Source organism: Micromonospora sp. NPDC023737, assembly GCF_040639715.1.
In the GTDB taxonomy this organism is placed as follows: domain Bacteria; phylum Actinomycetota; class Actinomycetes; order Mycobacteriales; family Micromonosporaceae; genus Micromonospora.
Map to the genome: position 1 here is coordinate 337,373 of NZ_JBFAAL010000005.1, position 17,735 is coordinate 355,107.

The following is a 17,735-nucleotide window of genomic DNA, read 5'->3' on the forward strand; positions in this document are numbered from 1 at the left end:
CGGGTCCGGACGTCTGGTTCCGTACCCGATGATCTTGAACGGTAATCCGGCGGGGAGGTCGGGAAGCGGCCGGTACACTTGTCGGGTGCTGCGCTGCGAAGGCTGAACCGCCCCGCGCCGACGGGCCCGTCGCCCGCCGGCGTTTTCGCGTGCCCTGAGTCAGCCTTCCGGACCCCGAGAGCGAGCCTCACGACATGATCACTGCCACCGGCCTGGAGTTGCGCGCCGGCGCCCGGATCCTGCTGTCCGACACCACGCTGCGCGTGCAGCCCGGTGACCGGATCGGCCTGGTCGGGCGCAACGGCGCGGGCAAGACCACCACCCTGAAGGTGCTGGCGGGGGAGGGTCAGCCGTACGCCGGCCAGATCGACCGCCGCAGCGCCATCGGCTACCTGCCTCAGGATCCGCGTACCGGCGACCTGGAGGTGACCGGCCGCGACCGGGTGCTCTCCGCGCGCGGCCTGGACGTGCTGATGGCACAAATGGCCGAGATCGAGGCCAAGCTCGCCGACAACGCCGACGAGAAGCTGGTCCGGCGCTACGGCGCCCTGGAGGACCAGTTCGCGTCGCTGGGCGGGTACGCGGCCGAGGCGGAGGCCGCCCGGATCTGTGCCAACCTGGGCCTACCCGACCGGGCGCTCGCCCAGACCATCGGCACCCTCTCCGGCGGTCAGCGCCGCCGGATCGAGCTCGCCCGGATCCTGTTCCGCGACGCGGGCGAGAACGGGGGCGGCATCCTGCTGCTCGACGAGCCGACCAACCACCTCGACGCGGATTCGATCACCTGGCTGCGCAGCTTCCTCGCCAACCACAAGGGCGGGCTCATCGTGATCAGTCACGACGCCTCGCTGCTGGACGCCGTGGTCAACAAGGTCTGGTTCCTGGACGCCACCCGCTCCGTGGTCGATGTCTACAACCTGGGCTGGAAGGCGTACCTGGAGGCGCGGGAGACCGACGAGCGGCGACGCCGCCGGGAGCGGGCCAACGCCGAGAAGAAGGCCGGCGCCCTGATGGCGCAGGCGGACAAGATGCGCGCCAAGGCCACCAAGACGGTCGCCGCGCAGAACATGGCCCGCCGGGCGGAGAAGCTGATCGCCGGGCTGGAGGAGGTGCGGGTTGCCGACAAGGTGGCCAAGGTGCGCTTCCCCACCCCCGCATCGTGCGGCAAGACGCCGCTGACGGCGAGCGGGCTCTCCAAGTCGTACGGGTCGCTGGAGATCTTCACCGACGTCAACGTCGCGGTGGACCGGGGCTCGCGAGTGGCGATCCTCGGGCTCAACGGTGCCGGTAAGACGACCCTGCTGCGGATGCTCGGCGGCCTGCTTCAGCCGGACACCGGCGAGGTGCACGCCGGGCACGGTCTGCGGCTGGGCTACTACGCGCAGGAGCACGAGACGCTGGACGTGACCCGGACGGTGCTGGAGAACATGCGGGCCGCCGCGATCGAGCAGACCGACACCGACCTGCGCAAGATCCTCGGCGCTTTCCTCTTCTCCGGTGAGGACGTGGACAAGCCGGCCGGGGTGCTCTCCGGTGGCGAGAAGACCCGGCTGGCGCTGGCCACCCTGGTCTGCTCGGGCGCCAACGTGCTGCTGCTCGACGAGCCGACCAACAACCTCGACCCGGTCAGCCGCGAGCAGGTGCTCGACGCGATCGCCCGCTATCCCGGGGCGATCGTGCTGGTCACCCACGACCCGGGCGCAGTGCTGGCGTTGAAGCCGGACCGGGCCATCCTGCTGCCCGACGGCGACGAGGACGCCTGGAGCGACGACCTGCTCGAACTCGTCGAGCTCGCCTGACCTCCGGCGGATCCGCTCGTCGCCCCCCGTGGGACGTCGCCCCTCCGGCAGGGAGGTTCATCCTGCCGCGAGGACGTCCGTCGATCAAGAGATCGCCGGCAGACCTGCACCCACCTCCTGGTCGGTGCAGGTGGGGCCCGTTCTGACGTCACCTATCGGGAAGCTGACATCGCATAGCGTGTCGGTTGGCGAATAGTTGATATCTGGCGCATGATCGTTCGAGGCGGTCTAATAGGTGGGACCGTATCCGAACCGCACAGTCTGGGACGTGAGGACACAGCATGGCAGCCACCGGCACAGCCACCAGCACTGAGAAGGGTCGCCGGATCGTCGGGGCCGAGCGCCAGACGCTCGCCAAGGACCTGGTAAAGCGGTACACCTCAGGGGAGAGCATCCGGGCGCTCGCGGCCTCGACCGGCCGTTCCTACGGGTTCATCCACCGGGTGCTCACCGAGTCCGGGGTGCAGCTGCGCCAGCGCGGCGGTGCCCGGCGCCGCAAGAAGGCGTGATCGGGCCCGTTACGTCGTCCATCAGCGCCGTCCCTCGGCTCGCCCGGTGACCGCCGACGCGATCGGAGTGCGGCTGGAAAGCGACGGGCCGGTAGCGACGGTGACGTTGTGCCGGCCCGACGTGCTCAACGCTCAGACACCGGCGATGTGGCGCGCGATGAGCACCTTCTCCCACGAGCTGCCCGGTGACGTGCGGGTGGTGGTCGTACGGGGAGAAGGGCGTGCGTTCTCCGCCGGCCTCGACCTGTCGGTGGCCGGCGCCTCCGGGCCGGGGTCCTTCGCCGAGCTCGCCACCCTGCCCGAGCAGGAGTGCGCGGATCGCATCGCCGAGTTCCAGGCCGCGTTCACCTGGCTGCACCGCCCCGACATCATCTCCGTCGCGGCCGTGCAAGGGCACGCCATCGGAGCCGGCTTCCAGTTGGCCCTCGCCTGTGACCTGCGGGTGCTCGCCCAGGACGCGAAGTTGTCGATGGCCGAGGTGACGCTCGGCCTCGTGCCGGACCTCGCCGGCACGAAGCGCCTCGTCGAGCTCGTCGGCTATTCCCGTGCGCTGGAGATCTGTGCCACCGGCCGCCGCATGGACGCCGCCGAAGCGGACCGGATCGGCCTGGCCACTCTCGTCGTACCGCCGGACGAGCTGGACGGCGCGGTGCGCGACCTGGCCATCGGGCTGCTGGCCGGCAACCGGGACGCCGTGATCGAGATCAAGGCACTGCTCGCCGGCGCCGCGGGTCGCTCACCCGCCGAACAGCAGCGGGCGGAGCGCGAGGCACAGACCCGCCGGCTACGTGACCTCGCCGGCCGAGGGGAGTAAGCGGCGAGGACCGTTCGGGAAGATCCGGGTTGCGGTCGAGGTTGTCAGTGTCGTCGGGAGAATTGACCTGGCGGTGTGGTCAGCCCGACGACCCTGGAGGTGAGCGTGTCCAACCCGATGGGCGGCGGTGGCATGGGCGGCGGCTGGAGCATGCTCCGGTCGATGCGCAGTCAGGACGAGGTCTCGGCGCACCAGATCAAGCGCGGCACCGCGAAGCGGATCCTCGCCTTCGCCCAGCCGTACCGGCGCGACATCGTGGTCTTCCTGATCACCGTGGTGATCGCCGCGGTGATCGGTGTGGCGACTCCGCTGCTCGCGGGCGACGTCATCGACGCGATCAACCGGGGCGGTAGCGAGGCCGGATCGCTGGTGATCCGCCTCGCCCTGGTCATCGGGGGTCTCGCGATCGCCGACGCGCTGCTCTCCCTGGCCCAACGCTGGTACTCCGCCCGGATCGGCGAGGGCATCATCCTCGACCTGCGCACCAGGGTCTACGACCACGTGCAGCGCATGCCGTTGCAGTTCTTCACCCGGACCCAGACCGGTGCGCTGGTCAGCCGGCTCAACAACGACGTGCTCGGTGCGCAGCGGGCGTTCACCTCGACGCTCTCCGGCGTCGTCAGCAACGTCATCCAGCTGGTGCTCACCGCCGGCGTCATGTTCACGCTCTCCTGGCAGATCACCGCGCTGTCGTTGGTGCTGCTGCCGGTCTTCATCATCCCGGCCCGCCGGGTCGGCCGGCGCCTCGCCGACATCACCCGTGAGGCGTACAACCTCGACGCCAGGATGAACGCCACGATGACCGAGCGGTTCAACGTGGCGGGAGCGCTGTTGGTGAAGCTGTTCGGTCAGCCGGACGGCGAGGCACGCCGATTCGCCGGCCGGGCGGAGCGCGTACGCGACATCGGGATCCAGTCCGCCATGTACTCGCGGACCTTCTTCGTCGCCATGCTGCTGGTCGCCTCGCTGGCCCAGGCGCTCACCTACGGCCTCGGCGGGTGGCTCGCCGTCAGCGGCAACGTCAGCGCCGGCACCGTCGTGACGCTCGCACTGCTGCTCACCCGCCTGTACGGCCCGCTGACCGCGCTCTCCAACGTCCGCGTCGACGTGATGAGCGCCCTCGTCTCCTTCGACCGGGTCTTCGAGGTGCTCGACCTGCGCCCGGCGATCGAGGAGAAGCCCGAAGCGTTGCCGGTGCCCAAGGACAACGGCCGGGTCGAGTTCCGCGACGTGCGGTTCCGCTACCCGAGCGCAGCCGACATCTCGCTCGCCTCGCTGGAGGAGGTCGCGGCTCTCGACCGTACGATCACCGAGCCGGTGCTGCGTGGCGTCTCGTTCACCGCCGAGCCGGGGCAGATGGTCGCCCTGGTCGGCCCCTCCGGCGCCGGCAAGTCGACGTTGTCCATGCTCATCCCGCGGGTCTACGACGTCACCGACGGCCAGGTGCTCGTCGGCGGCGTCGACGTGCGGGACGCCACGCTCGCCTCGCTGCGTGACGAGATCGGCGTGGTCACCCAGGACTCGCACCTGTTCCACGAGTCGATCCGGGAGAACCTGCGCTACGCCAAGCCGGACGCCACCGACGACGAGCTGTGGGCGGCGCTGGCCGGTGCGCAGATCGCCGACCTGGTCCGGTCTCTGCCCGACGGGCTGGAGACCACCGTCGGCGAACGCGGCTACCGGTTCTCCGGGGGTGAGAAGCAGCGGATCGCGATCGCGCGGCTGCTGCTCAAGGCCCCGTCGATCGTCATCCTCGACGAGGCGACGGCGCACCTGGACTCGGAGAGCGAGGCCGCCGTCCAGCGGGCGCTGTCCGTGGCGCTGGCGGGGCGTACGGCGTTGGTGATCGCGCACCGGCTCTCCACGGTCCGTGACGCCGACCAGATCCTGGTCCTCGACGGCGGCCGCATCGTCGAGCGGGGGCGGCACGACGAGCTGGTCGCCGTCGGTGGCCTCTACGCCGAGCTCTACCGGACGCAGTTCGCGGTCGCCGACTCGCCCACCCCGTACGTGGACGCGACCGGCCCGGAGCCGATGGTCGTGCCGATGGGCACGTACGTGGCCGAGGAGACGATGCCACCGGCCGCCGCGAACTGAACGCGGCCCCGGTCGACACACCGGTGCGCCGCCGCGCCCGGCACGCGCGGGGGCCGAGGCGGTCCGGCGACCCCGCACGGCCCGCATCGACGGGCACCGGGGGGTGGGTCAGAGTCTCTTCGACGCCTGGCGTAGCTCGGCGAAGGCGGCACCGAGACTCTCGGGCGTGAAGTGTGCGTTGAGCCCGCTCGGATTGGGCAGCACCCAGAGCCGGGCGGCTGCCAGCAGCTCCGGTTGCACGCCGAACGTCGCCTTGGGCCGGGCGAACCCGATCCGATATGCGGTCACGCCGACCACCGCCACCCAGCGCGGCCGGTACCGCGCCACCTTCTCCCGCAGCGTCTCCGCCCCGGCGACCAGCTCGGCCGCGGTCAGTTCGTCGGCGCGGGCGCTGGCGCGGTCCACCATGTTGGTGATGCCGATGCCGTACCCGGGCAGTTCGTCCTGTTCGCTCGGATGCAGCAGCCGTGGGGTGAAGCCGCCCCGGTAGAGCGCCGGCCAGAACCGGTTGCCCGGCCGGGCGAAGTGCCATCCGGTGGCGGCCGACCACAGGCCCGGATTGATGCCGACGAAGAGCACGTCGAGGCCTGGCGCGATGAGATCGGGGAGGGTACGGTCGGCCGCCGCCGCGAGTTCCTCCCGGGTCGGTCGCGGGTACCGGCCGGCGGGACCGGGACGGCGGTCGCCGAGCGGCGGTCCGGAGCCGGGGCGTCGGTCGCCGGGGGCGGGCACGCCGGGACGCGACCGGCCGGGCCGGCGACCGCCGGGCGGGTCCGGGTTCACAGCCCGCGCAGCGAGCCGCCGTCGACGGGGATGGTGACCCCGGTGACGTAGCTGGCGGCGGGGGAGAGGACGAATGCGGCGACGCGGCCGAACTCGGCGGGATCGCCGAGGCGGCGCAGCGGGATGGCCGCCTCGATCTCGGTGAGCGCCCGCTCCGGGTCACCGGTGGCGGCCAGCAACTCCCGGCTGCGGTCGGTGAGGATGCGGCCGGGGAGCAGGCCGACGACACGGACGCCGCGGGGGCCGCACTCGTCGGCGATGTCCTTGGCCGCACCGACCAGGCCGGGCCGGAGCCCGTTGGAGATGCCGAGCCCGGGTAGTGGACTGCGGGCGGAGCTGGACAGGACCAGCCCGATCGCGCCGCCGTCGGCGAGGTTGGCGGTGATCGTCCGTACGGCGCGGACCGTGCCGAGGAAGATCGTCTCGAACGAGGCGCGCCACTGCTCGTCGGTGACCGACGCGGCGCTGCCGGCCGGCGGGCCGCCGACCGAGATCAGTGCGCCGTCGAGCCGCCCGAAGTGCTCCTCGGCCGCCCCGACCAGGCGCTCCGGCAACGTCGGGTCGCCCAGGTCACCCGGCACCCCGATCGCCCGTTCCGGGCCGCCGAGGCGGTCCGCGGCGGCGGCGACCATGTCGGCGTCCCGGGCGGAGAGCACCACCCGCGCCCCGTCGGCTACGAGGCATTCGGCGGTCGCGTAACCGAGGCCCCGGGAAGCGCCGGTCAGCACGTACACCCGTTCGCTGAGTCCGAGATCCATGCTGCCGATCCTGCCGTACCGGACTCAGCGGTCGCGACCCGCGGGGTCGAAGCTCACGCGGGGTGCGGGACGGAGCAGGCGTACCCGGCCGGCGAGCTGGACCGCCACGGCGCCGCGCACCCGGCGGACGGCCGGCAGGCGGCGTGGGCGGGGCGGACGTTGCCCGTCGTAGCGGGCACCGGCCTCTCGGACGGCCAGTTCCTCCGCGCCGAGCGGGGGCAGTGTGCCTTCGTCGCGAAGGGCGCGGGCCAGGTCCCAACCGTCGCGGAGCGAACCGTGGGCCGGCCGGTCGGCCGCCCAGGTCGCGAACGTCGTCGGCCAGTCCGGGCCGAGGGCGGCGGCGAGCAGCGGCCAGTGCCGGGCCACCCCGCCGGCGCGCTTACGCAGTAACGCGGCCCGGGCCGCGGCCAGCGGCGCGGGCGCGAATCCGGGTGGTACCGGCCCGCCGGCCACCAGGGCGGCGACCAGCTCCGCCTGCCGTGCGGCCAGGGTGTCCGCCCGGTCGGTCCGGGCGTCGCCGGTCACGTCACCACCGGGAAGCCCGACGCGGCCGCGAGGGCGTCGAGCTCGGCGCGGAGCGCCTGCGCGGGTGGGTAGCCGCCGTCCCGCTCCAGCAGCAGAGCCGGCGGCCGCCGCCGGGCACAGAGTTCGCCGACCAGCTCCAGCACCGGCCGGGGCACCGGGTCGGTGTGCGTGTCGTGGTAGAAGCCGCCGTGCTCGGCGCCGCCGGCCACGTGCACGTACGCGACCCGGTCCAGCGGCAGCCGGTCGAGCAGGTCGAGCGGGTCGGTGCCACGGTTGCGTGCGTTCGCGTACACGTTGGCGATGTCGAGCAGCAGCAGCGCGTCGGAGCGTTCGAGGATCTCGGTGAGGAAGGCGGCCTCGTCCAGTTCGTCGTCGGGCCAGTCGAAGAGCGCGGCGATCGGTTCCAGCGCGATCGGCACCGGCAGCCGCTCCCGGGCGCGGGCGACGTTCGCGCAGACCGCGTCGACGGCCGCCCGGCTGCGCGGCAGGGGCAGGAGGTGCCCGGCCTCCAATCCGCCGGCCCGGACGAAGGCGATGTGCTCACTGACCAGCGGCGCGTTCACCAGTTCGGCGACTGCGGCGAGGTGTTCGATCCGGGTGGGGTCGACCGGCTCCGCGCCGCCGAGGGAGAGCCGCACCCCGTGCGGTACGACGGTCACGCCCCGCTCGCGCAGCGCGGTGAGCCCCGAGGGCAGCGGGCCGGAGGGTGCCAGCGCCTCCGCCACCACCTCGACGAAGCGCAGGCCGGGTAGTTCGGCGACGAAACCGGCGATCTCGGGGCGCCAGCCGATGCCGACGCCGGTCGGCCCGCTCACCCGCCACAGCCTCCGCCGCAGCCCCCGCCACAGCCACCGCCCCCGCAGGAGCCGCCGCCGCACGAGCCGCCATCGCCACCGGAGCCGCCGTCACCACCCGACGAGCCGACACCTCCGCTGGAGATGGCCTGTCGCGGGATCTCGGCCTGTTCGGCGAAGCCCGGGTCGAGCGCCCAGAGCGAGGCGGCGCCGAAGAGCGCCACGCCCGTGGACACGCCGACCGCGCCGTACGTCGGGTACGACGGGGCGGCGGACGGCGCGAGGTGGGCGTGCTGGCGGCGCATGTCGTGCAGGGCCTGCCGACCCGCCCGGGTCACCCGTGGGACCCGGCTCAGGAACAGGGAGACCACGACGAGTGCCACCAGGCTGAGCATCAGGTAGCCGACGGGCCGGCTGTTGGTGAGCCCGAGGACCGCCCGCACCCCGCCGATCGCGATCAGGGTGAGCAGGGCCAGCGAGGCGCGCCGGGCCGCGATGCGGTGCGCCGGCGACAGGAGCAGCTCGCGCCGCTCGAGACCCTCGCGCAGGTCGGTGAGCGCCCGGTCCACCCACTGGTCCCGGCGCAGCTCACGGACCCGGGCACGCTGACCGGCCGCGTGGTGGATCGCCTGCTCCAGTGGCGTCGCCCCGGCGGGCAGCGGGCCGGTGGCCTTCAACTGGTGGTTTCGCCCGACGCCGATCGCGCCGTGGGCGCGCAGTCCGCCGAGCGCGGCGTGCACGGCGAGAGTGTCCCCGCCGTTGAGGTACGCGGCCTGTTGGGGGTCCAGCGGATCACGGCCACCCTCCCGCCCGCCGCTGATGAGCCGGATCCGGTGGACCACGGCGACGGCTACCAGCAGGGCCGCCGCGGTCAGGTAGAACCGGAGGAAGGTCGGACCGGAGACGCCCCAGGTGTCGCCCGAAGCGGCGAATTCGAAATCGGCCATCGGTTGCTCCTGTCACCGAAGGGTCGGCGGAACCATTGTGGAGCAACTCGGCCAACGCCACGAGCCCTTACCGGCGACGCGGCCGCCGGGTTCAACGCCGGCGGACCGCCTCCTCGACCAGGTCGAGCACGGGGCCGAGGTCGCCGGCGGGGCGTCCCATCGCCAGGTGCAGCACGAGACCGTCGTAGGCCAGTTCGAGGAACTGGGCCAGCACGTCGATCGGGACGTCCTCGCGCAGCACGCCGGCGTCCCGCTGGCGAGCCAGTCGCTCGCGGGTCGCCTCGGCGATGGCGGCGGACCGTTCGGCCCAGCGGCGGGCGAACGCCGGGTCGGTACGCAGCCGGCGGGACACCTCGAGCTGGGTGCCCAACCAGCCGGTGGTGTCCGGCGACATGGCCCCCGCCAACAGGTCCCGCATCACCTGGACCAGACCGTTGCGGGCCACCGTCTCGACCATGGCCGCCGCGTCGTCCTCGGCGACGGCGAGGAAGAGCGAATCCTTGTCGCGGAAGTGGTGGAAGATGGCTCCCCGGGAGAGACCGGTGGCCTCCTCGAGGCGGCGCACGGTGGCGCCCTCGTAGCCGTGCCGCGCGAAACACGCCCGAGAGGCGGCGAGGATCTCCTGGCGGCGCGCGTCGAGTTGGTCCTGGCTTACTCTGGGCACGCCTCGATGGTCCCAGGTGGCCGGGCATCATGCAAACCGTACGTACGGCTTGGGATCGCGGGATCGTGGCCGTCGGGCCGCGGGTCTAGCATCTCCCCCGTGACGCCGCCCCCCGCCACCCTGCCCTCCGCCCCGCTGACCGTCGCCGCCGTCCAGGCCGAACCGGTCCCCGGAGACGTCGCCGGTAACGCGGCCGCCGCCGCCCGCCTCGTCGCCCGGGCCGCCGCCGCGGGCGCCCGGATCGCCGTCCTGCCGGAACTCTTCCTCACCGCGTACCACCCACCGACCCTCGCCGCCGACCCGGCCGGGACCGACGTGGTGGCCGCCGGCGACCGTGCGGTCGACGACCCGCGACTGGCGCCGCTGAGCGCCGCGGCGGTGGCCGGCGGCGTCAGCGTGGTGATCGGCGCGGCGGTGCGTCACCCCGACGGCAGGCGGACCATCTCCTCGCTGGTCGTCGACCGGCGCGGCAAGGTTCGGGCCGGTTACGACAAGCAGCAGCTCTGGGGTGGCGAACGGGAGTTGTTCGTGCCCGGCACGCGAGGGGCCACCCTGCTCGTCGACGGCTGGCGGCTCGGGCTGGGCATCTGCTACGACGGCTGCTTCCCGGAGCACGGGCGGGCCGCCGCTGTCGACGGCGCGCACGGCTACCTCTGCCCCAGCGGCTACCTGGCCGGCTCCGAGCATCGCCGCGACCTCTACTACGCGGCCCGCGCGTTGGACAACACCATGTACGTGGTGTTCGCCAACTCGGTCGGGGGCACCGACCCGTGGCGGTTCAACGGCGGGGCCGCCGTCCACGACCCCGAGGGGCGCACGTTGGCCCGGGGCGCGGACACCGGCGAGGAGGTGCTGGTCGTGACGCTGGACCCGGCTCAGCTGGCGGCCACTCGGGCCGCGCACTCGATGCTCGTCGACCGGCTGCCCGATCAGGGCCCCACCCGGCTCTCGTTGCTGGGATAGGGAGTTAACGTAACGGATCTGTCGCTGGAAGCGCTCATTCCCGTAGGGTGCCCGAGTGCCATTGCTCCTCCTGGATCTGGACAACACCCTGCTCGACCGAGCCGGGCCGTTCCGCGCCTGGGGGCAACGCTTCCTGGACGGCATCGGCGCGCCTCCGGCCGACATCGAGTGGCTGCTCTCCATCGACGCCGACGGGCTGACCGACCGCTGGGACGTGGCCGACGCGATCCGGGACCGGTACGACCTGCGCGTCCCCTCGATCGACCTCGTGGAGGAGTTGCACGACGGGGTGGTCGCGCACACCCGACTGGATCCGCTGATCGCCTGCGCGCTGCGGATCGCGGACGACGCCGGTTGGGTGCCGGTGGTGGTCACCAACGGTGCCGTCCGGCAGCAGGAGGGCAAGATTCGCAGGACCGGGCTGGACCGGTACGTCGCCGACTGGGTGATCTCCGAGGAGGCGGGCGTCAGCAAGCCCAATCCCCGGATCTTCGCGCTCGCCGCCCAGCGCGTACGGATGCCGCTGCGGGGTGCGTGGATGGTCGGCGACAGCCCGGAGGCGGACATCGGCGGCGCTTCGTCGGTCGGCCTGCCCAGCGTCTGGCTGCACCGGGGACGTACCTGGTCGGACGGCAGGTTCCGGCCGACCCGTACGGCGGACGGGTTGATCGCGGCGGTCGCCGCCGTGCTGGCCGGCTGAACGGTCGCTGCCCAGTCACCTGGCGGGCCCGCCCGGGACGCGGCCGTTCGGGCCCGCGCCGCGATCGACCGGCCGGTTCCGCTCGCTGGGCGGACGGCCGTATTTCGGTTGACTGATGCCGGACCGGGGATGAGCATGGTCCGCGCATCGTGCACCCGGGCATGCGCCCGGTCGAGGAGGGGAGGTCGGTCATGGCCGTCTTCGCAGGTCGTTCCCACCGGCCTTCATCAACCTCGAACAAGGGACGAGCACCGCAGTGCGCGAGTACGACTTCCCGGCGCCGGAGCGCCGGGCCCGCGGCCGACGCCGCTTCGACGATGACGAACCACAGTTCCTGAAGCACGGCCGGCGGACCGAGCCGGTCGACGGTGACCCGGACGACGGGTCCGACCCGGAGACCGGCCAGCGCTGGTCGTCCTGGGACGACGCCGTACACGGCCCGCAGCCGCACCCCGCCTGGCTCGTCACCGAGCTGGCGGCGAAGGACACCGAGCTCGGTGTGCTCAAAACCGGCAAGGAGGCGGACGTCCACCTCGTCCGCCGGGCGGTGCCCGGCACCGACCGGGCCTGCCTGCTGGCCGCCAAGCGCTACCGGGACGCCGAGCACCGGCTGTTCCATCGGGACGCCGGCTACCTGGAGGGGCGGCGGGTCCGCCGCTCCCGGGAGAACCGGGCGATGGCCGGGCGGACCGCCTTCGGGCGGCAGCTGATCGCCGGACAGTGGGCGGCGGCCGAGTTCGCCGCGCTCGCCCGGCTCTGGGAGATCGGTGCCGAGCACGGCACGATCGCGGTGCCCTACCCGGTGCAGTTGCGCGGCACCGAGCTGATGCTCGAGTTTCTCGGTGACCCGGAGGGCGGGCAGGCCGCACCCCGGTTGGCCCAGCTCCGGCCGGACCGGGCTGGTCTGCGCGACCTCTGGACCCAACTGGTCGACGCGCTGGTGGTGCTGGCCCGCGCCGGGTACGCGCACGGCGACCTGTCGCCGTACAACCTCCTGGTGCACCGCGACCGGCTGGTCATGATCGACCTGCCGCAGGTGGTCGACCTGGTGGGCAACCCGCAGGGGCCCGAGTTCCTGGCCCGGGACGTCCGGGTGGTGGGCAACTGGTTCGCGGCGCGCGGACTGCCCGTCGAACTGGCCGACCCGACCGCGCTGACGGGGGAGTTGCTGCGGGAGGCGGGTATCCGCTGAAAGCGGGTGGGCCGGGCGGCTGCGCCACGGGCCTGGCGTGACCGGGCTTCGCCCGGGTCCGGCACCGTGGCGGCGAAGCCGCCCGGCCCACCCGTCAGGTCACTGCATGTAGCGCTCGACCTCGGGCTTGGGGCGGGTGCCCTGGGCGTCCGGGTCGCCGTGGGTGGCCCGGGCGGCGCGGCGCCGGCGCAGCAGGTCCCAGCACTGGTCGAGCGACTCCTCCAGCTCGCGCAGCCGGTTCTGTGCCTCCTCGTCGGTGCCCTTCTCGTGGGCCTGCGCCGCCGCGCGCAGCTGGTGCTCCTCGTCGACCAGCTCGGAGATCCGGTTCAGGATGTTCTTGTCGTCCATGACCATGAGCCTGGCACAGGTGCCCTGGAGCCGCGCAGGTTACCCCGCCGATCCGCTCGTCCGACCTGCCTGTAGGGCCTGATCATGACCCGGCGCGGCTGCCGCTCGCGGGGTGGCCGCCGCTTCGCGACGTCGCTGACCGCCGCCCGTCAGCCCGCCCCAGCCCCGGCCCGTTGACCTACCCGGCCAGCCGGCTGCGCCCGCTGGCAGGGAGGGAATCGTCCGTCGGCTGCGCGCCATCCGCAGGCGCTCCGCCCGGCGCATGCGACTGGCGACGTGCCGCGTCACTGGCTGCTGCCCGTCGCCGCCGGTGCACCTTCGGCGTTCGGCTACCGAGCCGCAGCCTTCTAGCCCACGGCTCCGACAACACCATGCGGCACGCCTCGCCTGGCACCGCGGAACACACGGGCACGTGTTGCCGGCCACCTCTAACGGCGCACGCTGCGGCAACCGCTCGGTCGTCATTGGAGTGCCGCACGCCGCGCATGCCGCCACGGTGCCGTGAGCCACCCGGACAGGACTGCCACTCACGCCACACACCACGTCCCATGGTCCATCGTTTACGTGTCCCTTGCGTGCGCGGAACAGTCGGAGGCGTGTTGATGCGGCGCCGACCCGCAAGGACGCCTCCCCCCGCGAGCGACAGGATGGGTGGAGGCCGCCCACACTGGAAAGCGAAGCCGATCACACATTGCATGACGGTAGGTGCAGAGAGGACACTTAACGCCGCTTAGATCCTGAGCCGCGGATCAATCAGGCTCGGCCGCCGGCGGGGAAGGGGCGTTTGTGGAGAACTCGCATGTCTAGATCACTGTCAGGAGCCCGCGCCAAGGTGATCCCCGCTTGGCGGGCCCTACCATCGGTCGTCCGTGACGCTCACGGCGCTCTCGTCGACGTCGGAGACCAGTACGGCGGGGACGTCGTGCGTGTCTCGCTCGGCGTCTCACGCCCCTACCTGGTCACCAACCCTGCCCACGTGCAGGAGGTTCTGCAAGAGAAGGCGGCTATCTACCCGCGAGGCGACGACACCGCGCTCTGGCGCTCCGTCCGGCAGCTCGTCGGCGATGGCATCCTCGCCGAGGGCGAGACGTGGGCGGCGAGCCGCCGCATCCTCGCGCCGTTGTTCCGGCCCGCCCGCATCAACCGCCTGGTCGAGGTCATGGCCGATGCGATCGCCACGGCGGTCGACGAACTCGACGCCCCCGCGGCCGCCGGGCAGACGGTCGACGTCGGACGTGAGCTGTCGCGAATCGTCTGCAGCGCCATCATGAGAGTCTTCTTCGCCGACCGCATCTCGGTTCAGGACGGGCTACGGATCATGGCCGCCCAGGAGACCATCGTCACCGCGATGGCGCCGCGACTGCTGGCACCGTTCATGCCGTGGTGGGTTCCGATGCCCGGAGACCGCCGCTTCCGCGCCGCAGTGCAGGGCATCGACGACATCTTGTTACCGGTGCTCCGCGAGGCCGTACGCGAACCGAATGACGGCGACGACGTGCTGTCCACGCTCGCACAAGCCCGGACCCCCGACGGCCAGCCACTGAGCGAGAAGCAGATGCGTGACGACCTGGTGTCGATGGTCGCCGTGACCACCGAGACCAGCTACGTGGTGCTGACCTGGCTGTGGCCGGTGCTCGCCAACCACCCCCACATCGCCGACAGGCTGGTCGACGAGATCGAGCGCGTGGTCGGACCCGGACCGGTCAACGCCGACCATCTGCCCGAGCTGACCTACACCAAGATGGTCCTGGAGGAACTCCTCCGGCTGTACCCGGCGGGCTGGATCGTGCCTCGCCGCGCGGCCGCCGACGATGTGCTCGGCGGAGTGCGCATCGACAAGGGCGCGACGATTATTCTTTCGCCGTACGCGACCCAGCGCATGTCCGCCTGGTGGGGGCCGACGGCAACGGAGTTCGACCCCGAACGGTTCGCGCCCGGCCGCGCCGCTGCCGACGGCCAGCACCGCTACGCCCACTACCCATTCGGGGCTGGGATGCACCGTTGCCTCGGCGAGCACCTGTTCAACCTGGAGGCCGTGCTGATCGTCAGCACGCTGCTCAGCCGGTACCGGTTCAGGCTCACCGACTCCACCATGCCCGGGACCCGGGTCGCCGCCTCGCTGCGCCCAGCGCGCAGGGTAGAAATGACCTTGATTCCTCTCAAACGATCCGTCACCCGATAGGGGAACACCATCGTGCCTCCGTACGCCGTCCGCGACGGGCTCACGGTCGCCACCGAGCAGGGACGCATCTGCTCACTCGCCGCCCGCGGTCAACGCGACCTGCAGAAGCGGGTAGCGGCATACCCGAAGTTGTTCCCCAACCCGCCGGTCGACGATGCCATGCTGAGTGCCCTGGCGCTGAGCACGGCGTTCATCGCTCCGTGGTGCACGGCCGAGCAACTCCGGGTCGCCAACCGCGCCTCGCTGTGGATCACCGCCGAGGACTGGCGGATCGACAACGTCGCAACCACTGTCGACGAGGTGGAGGCGACCGTCTCCGCCTGCCTCAGCGTCGCCGACGGTGATGCTCCCACAGAAGAAGACGAGCTTGGCCAGTTCCTCGCCGAGATCCGCGACGAGCTGGCCACCACGGCGTCGTTCGGCGCGGTGCAGCCGCTCTGGCGGGAGGAAGTACGCAGGGTTCTCACCGCCGACGCGCGCGAGTGGCGGTGGCGGGCCGCCCGGGCGACCGACGAGACGCAGTTGCCCACCTTCGCGGAGTACCTCGCCAACGCCGACAACTACGGCGCGACCTTTGTCAATGTGTCCCACTGGATCGCGACGGGTGACGAGGACACGCTGGACCACCTTCCCGAGTTGATAGCGGCGAGCAGGGAAGTGCAGCAGGTGCTTCGGCTGGTCAACGACCTGGCCAGCTACGAGCGTGACCTGAAGTCCGGCGACCTCAACGGGCTCATGCTCGGCGTCGACCGGGACGACATCCAGCGGCGGGTGGCCGACCGCATCAGCCAGTGCCGACATCTCCTGGACAGCAGCGTGGAGGCATGCTGCCCCCAACAGGCCCACTACCTGGCCCGCGAGATTGGCTTCACCACGGGCTTCTACCACGGCACCGACTTCTGGGGCAGCTTTGAGCGCTAGCCAAGCAGCGGCAACGACCACATCAGCCGTTCTGCCGACGCAGCGTGCCGACGCCGTCGAGCGTCTGCTCGCCGCGATGGCAAGCGAGCCCGCCGGTCAGGTGTCCCCGTCTGTGTACGAGACCGCTCGACTTGTCAGCCTGGCGCCCTGGCTGACTGGGCATGTCGATCGGGTGAGCTTCCTGCTGAGCAGTCAGCGTCCAGACGGCGGATGGGGCCCTCGCGGGGAATACGCCCTCGTTCCCTCCTTGAGCGCTACCGAGGCTCTGCTCGCCGTCGCGCGGACGTCACCACAGGAGGATTTGCTCGCCGCAGCGGATCGCGGCTTGCAGGCGCTCGCTAAGTGGCTTCCTGCCGTACGCGCCATCCCCGACACGCCCGCGATTGAGCTCATCGTGCCGGCGTTGGTCGAGTCAATCAACGCGCATCTCTCCCGGCCAGAGGCGATCCCCGAACTGAAACACTGGCACGCCGGCCCACTTCTCAACCTGCCGATCGGAATGGACGGACGGAGACTCGCGGCGGTCCGCAGGCTGATAGCCAGTGGCGGCAGCGTGCCGCAAAAGCTAATGCACGCTCTGGAGGTCGTCGGTGACCTCGCCCGACAGGCCCGCGGCGTCGAACCGCCGTCGGACGGCATCGTTGGCGCATCGGCGGCGGCGACCGCGGCGTGGCTCGGAGGGCCTGGTGGCGCGGCGAACCATCCCGCGTCCCGCGCGTACCTGGAGTCCGTCGTCAAGCGACACGGCAGCCTCGCGCCGTGTGCGACACCGATCACGGCGTTCGAGCGCTCCTGGGTCGTCAGCAGCCTGAAACGGGCCGGACTGAGGGTTCCGGCATCGCCGGATCTCATCCGCAGCCTCACAGCGGATCTCACGGTGGACGGCATTCCGACCGGGCCCGGGCTGCCGGCGGACGCAGACACAACCTCCGTGACCTTGTATGCCCTCACTGCCCTCGGCGCTCCGGGCGACACCGAGTGCCTGTGGCGGTACGAGACACCGCAAGGCTTCTGCACATGGCCGGGGGAGGATGGGTTTTCACTGACCACCAACGCGCACGTCCTGGATGCCCTCACCCAGCACGTGGCTGCCCGTCCCAACACGTCCACGCGCTACCCGGTCGCCGTCCGCCGCCTGGTCGACGCGCTGCAATCCCGTCAGCAGGCGGACGGTAGCTGGCAGGACCGATGGCACGCCTCTCCGTACTACGCGACTATGTGTTGCACCCTCGCGGTAGCTGATGCCGCCGAGCCATCGGCTGCCAGCGCTCTCGTCCGAGCGGCGCGTTGGGTCGCCGCGTCGCAACGGGTAGACGGCTCCTGGGGCCGGTGGGGCGGCACGGTGGAGGAAACCGCGTACGCGATACAGGTGCTTGTGGCCGCCGGCCGGAACCTGCCCGGCGCGGGCGCCGCTCTCCTGCGCGGCCGCGCGTACCTCGAGGAGCACAGCGAGGAAGATGGGCCAGCGCTGTGGCACGACAAGGACCTCTACCGCCCTACCATGATCGTTCGCGCAGCTGTCCTCGCAGCACGGCACGCAGCCGAGCGTGTCACTACGGCCCACGGGCAGGAGTATCTGTCGGGCAGCAGGATGTAACGAGCAATGCCGATGCCCGCACATCGCTCAAGTGCGGATTCTCGATACGTACCGTGGATGTTCAAGGCGACCTTGAGTGACGAGTCAGATTCCTGCTAGCGTGCCCCGGTCTGCACACTCGAAGGCTTGTACGGCAAACATC

General features: G+C 71.8%; 17 protein-coding genes. 10 read left to right on the plus strand and 7 right to left on the minus strand.

The genetic code is table 11. From position 1 onward, the window contains the following. Nucleotides 1-194: 194 nt before the first annotated feature. The 4 genes from AB0F98_RS14820 to AB0F98_RS14835 all read left to right on the plus strand — a co-directional run bounded on the left by AB0F98_RS14820 (nucleotide 195) and on the right by AB0F98_RS14835 (nucleotide 5,219). Nucleotides 195-1,799, plus strand: coding sequence for an ABC-F family ATP-binding cassette domain-containing protein (locus AB0F98_RS14820; protein WP_357734378.1), 1,605 nt, complete (start codon nucleotides 195-197; stop codon nucleotides 1,797-1,799). Nucleotides 1,800-2,080: 281 nt separating this feature from the next. Further along, nucleotides 2,081-2,308: a helix-turn-helix domain-containing protein gene (locus AB0F98_RS14825; RefSeq protein WP_007462679.1), complete on the plus strand. Its 228-nt coding sequence runs from the start codon at nucleotides 2,081-2,083 to the stop codon at nucleotides 2,306-2,308. Nucleotides 2,309-2,354: 46 nt separating this feature from the next. Continuing rightward, nucleotides 2,355-3,122 (plus strand): enoyl-CoA hydratase/isomerase family protein, encoded by a 768-nt coding sequence (locus AB0F98_RS14830; protein WP_357734382.1) that lies wholly within the window; start codon nucleotides 2,355-2,357, stop codon nucleotides 3,120-3,122. A gap of 117 nt (nucleotides 3,123-3,239) precedes the next feature. Continuing rightward, nucleotides 3,240-5,219, plus strand: a complete 1,980-nt coding sequence (locus AB0F98_RS14835; protein WP_357734748.1) for an ABC transporter ATP-binding protein — start codon at nucleotides 3,240-3,242, stop codon at nucleotides 5,217-5,219. Between the two features lie 108 nt (nucleotides 5,220-5,327). Here the strand turns inward: AB0F98_RS14835 and mug are convergent, their stop codons facing one another. From mug to AB0F98_RS14865, 6 genes are all read right to left on the minus strand, one after another. Next, on the minus strand, nucleotides 5,328-5,951 hold the full coding sequence (gene mug, locus AB0F98_RS14840) for a G/U mismatch-specific DNA glycosylase (protein ID WP_357734385.1): 624 nt from the start codon (nucleotides 5,949-5,951) through the stop codon (nucleotides 5,328-5,330). A 47-nt stretch (nucleotides 5,952-5,998) separates the two neighbouring features. Next, the gene (locus AB0F98_RS14845; RefSeq protein ID WP_357734388.1) at nucleotides 5,999-6,760 is read right to left on the minus strand and encodes an SDR family oxidoreductase; all 762 of its coding nucleotides are present in this window, start codon (nucleotides 6,758-6,760) and stop codon (nucleotides 5,999-6,001) included. 24 nt (nucleotides 6,761-6,784) lie between these two features. Further along, nucleotides 6,785-7,285: a hypothetical protein gene (locus AB0F98_RS14850; protein ID WP_357734391.1), complete on the minus strand. Its 501-nt coding sequence runs from the start codon at nucleotides 7,283-7,285 to the stop codon at nucleotides 6,785-6,787. Next, complete coding sequence (locus AB0F98_RS14855; RefSeq protein WP_357734394.1) at nucleotides 7,282-8,100, minus strand: DUF692 domain-containing protein; 819 nt, start codon at nucleotides 8,098-8,100, stop codon at nucleotides 7,282-7,284. Before AB0F98_RS14855 ends, AB0F98_RS14850 begins: the two co-directional genes overlap by 4 nt. Further along, nucleotides 8,097-9,026, minus strand: a complete 930-nt coding sequence (locus AB0F98_RS14860) for a TIGR04222 domain-containing membrane protein (protein WP_357734398.1) — start codon at nucleotides 9,024-9,026, stop codon at nucleotides 8,097-8,099. Before AB0F98_RS14860 ends, AB0F98_RS14855 begins: the two co-directional genes overlap by 4 nt. Before the next feature lie 91 nt (nucleotides 9,027-9,117). Beyond that, nucleotides 9,118-9,690: a TetR/AcrR family transcriptional regulator gene (locus tag AB0F98_RS14865; protein ID WP_076467611.1), complete on the minus strand. Its 573-nt coding sequence runs from the start codon at nucleotides 9,688-9,690 to the stop codon at nucleotides 9,118-9,120. 99 nt (nucleotides 9,691-9,789) lie between these two features. Here AB0F98_RS14865 and AB0F98_RS14870 point away from each other — a divergent pair, with 99 nt between their 5' ends. The 3 genes from AB0F98_RS14870 (at nucleotide 9,790) to AB0F98_RS14880 (ending at nucleotide 12,545) form a co-directional block, all read left to right on the plus strand. After that, a complete protein-coding gene (locus tag AB0F98_RS14870) occupies nucleotides 9,790-10,653 on the plus strand; it encodes a carbon-nitrogen hydrolase family protein (RefSeq protein WP_357734401.1) in 864 nt (287 codons plus the stop codon). A gap of 55 nt (nucleotides 10,654-10,708) precedes the next feature. Then, a complete protein-coding gene (locus AB0F98_RS14875; protein WP_357734404.1) occupies nucleotides 10,709-11,353 on the plus strand; it encodes an HAD family hydrolase in 645 nt (214 codons plus the stop codon). Nucleotides 11,354-11,609: 256 nt separating this feature from the next. After that, on the plus strand, nucleotides 11,610-12,545 hold the full coding sequence (locus AB0F98_RS14880) for an RIO1 family regulatory kinase/ATPase (protein ID WP_357734407.1): 936 nt from the start codon (nucleotides 11,610-11,612) through the stop codon (nucleotides 12,543-12,545). Nucleotides 12,546-12,644: 99 nt separating this feature from the next. Here the strand turns inward: AB0F98_RS14880 and AB0F98_RS14885 are convergent, their stop codons facing one another. Then, nucleotides 12,645-12,899 (minus strand): DUF2630 family protein, encoded by a 255-nt coding sequence (locus AB0F98_RS14885; protein WP_357734410.1) that lies wholly within the window; start codon nucleotides 12,897-12,899, stop codon nucleotides 12,645-12,647. A gap of 829 nt (nucleotides 12,900-13,728) precedes the next feature. Between AB0F98_RS14885 and AB0F98_RS14890 the strand changes: the two genes are divergently transcribed. Genes AB0F98_RS14890 through AB0F98_RS14900 form a run of 3 tightly spaced genes read left to right on the plus strand, consistent with a single transcriptional unit; the run spans nucleotide 13,729 to nucleotide 17,593 of the window. Further along, the gene (locus AB0F98_RS14890; RefSeq protein ID WP_357734751.1) at nucleotides 13,729-15,075 is read left to right on the plus strand and encodes a cytochrome P450; all 1,347 of its coding nucleotides are present in this window, start codon (nucleotides 13,729-13,731) and stop codon (nucleotides 15,073-15,075) included. Nucleotides 15,076-15,087: 12 nt separating this feature from the next. Then, on the plus strand, nucleotides 15,088-15,996 hold the full coding sequence (locus AB0F98_RS14895) for a terpene synthase family protein (protein WP_357734413.1): 909 nt from the start codon (nucleotides 15,088-15,090) through the stop codon (nucleotides 15,994-15,996). 31 nt (nucleotides 15,997-16,027) lie between these two features. After that, complete coding sequence (locus AB0F98_RS14900) at nucleotides 16,028-17,593, plus strand: prenyltransferase/squalene oxidase repeat-containing protein (RefSeq protein ID WP_357734754.1); 1,566 nt, start codon at nucleotides 16,028-16,030, stop codon at nucleotides 17,591-17,593. Nucleotides 17,594-17,735: the final 142 nt, after the last annotated feature.

What these genes read in the sequence shown, in the direction of transcription:
- AB0F98_RS14820 (WP_357734378.1), top strand. Translation starts at nt 195, where the DNA reads ATGATCACTGCCACCGGCCTGGAGTTGCGCGCCGGCGCCCGGATCCTG.
- AB0F98_RS14825 (WP_007462679.1), top strand. Translation starts at nt 2,081, where the DNA reads ATGGCAGCCACCGGCACAGCCACCAGCACTGAGAAGGGTCGCCGGATC.
- AB0F98_RS14835 (WP_357734748.1), top strand. Translation starts at nt 3,240, where the DNA reads ATGGGCGGCGGTGGCATGGGCGGCGGCTGGAGCATGCTCCGGTCGATG.
- AB0F98_RS14845 (WP_357734388.1), bottom strand. Translation starts at nt 6,760, where the DNA reads ATGGATCTCGGACTCAGCGAACGGGTGTACGTGCTGACCGGCGCTTCC.
- AB0F98_RS14860 (WP_357734398.1), bottom strand. Translation starts at nt 9,026, where the DNA reads ATGGCCGATTTCGAATTCGCCGCTTCGGGCGACACCTGGGGCGTCTCC.
- AB0F98_RS14885 (WP_357734410.1), bottom strand. Translation starts at nt 12,899, where the DNA reads ATGGTCATGGACGACAAGAACATCCTGAACCGGATCTCCGAGCTGGTC.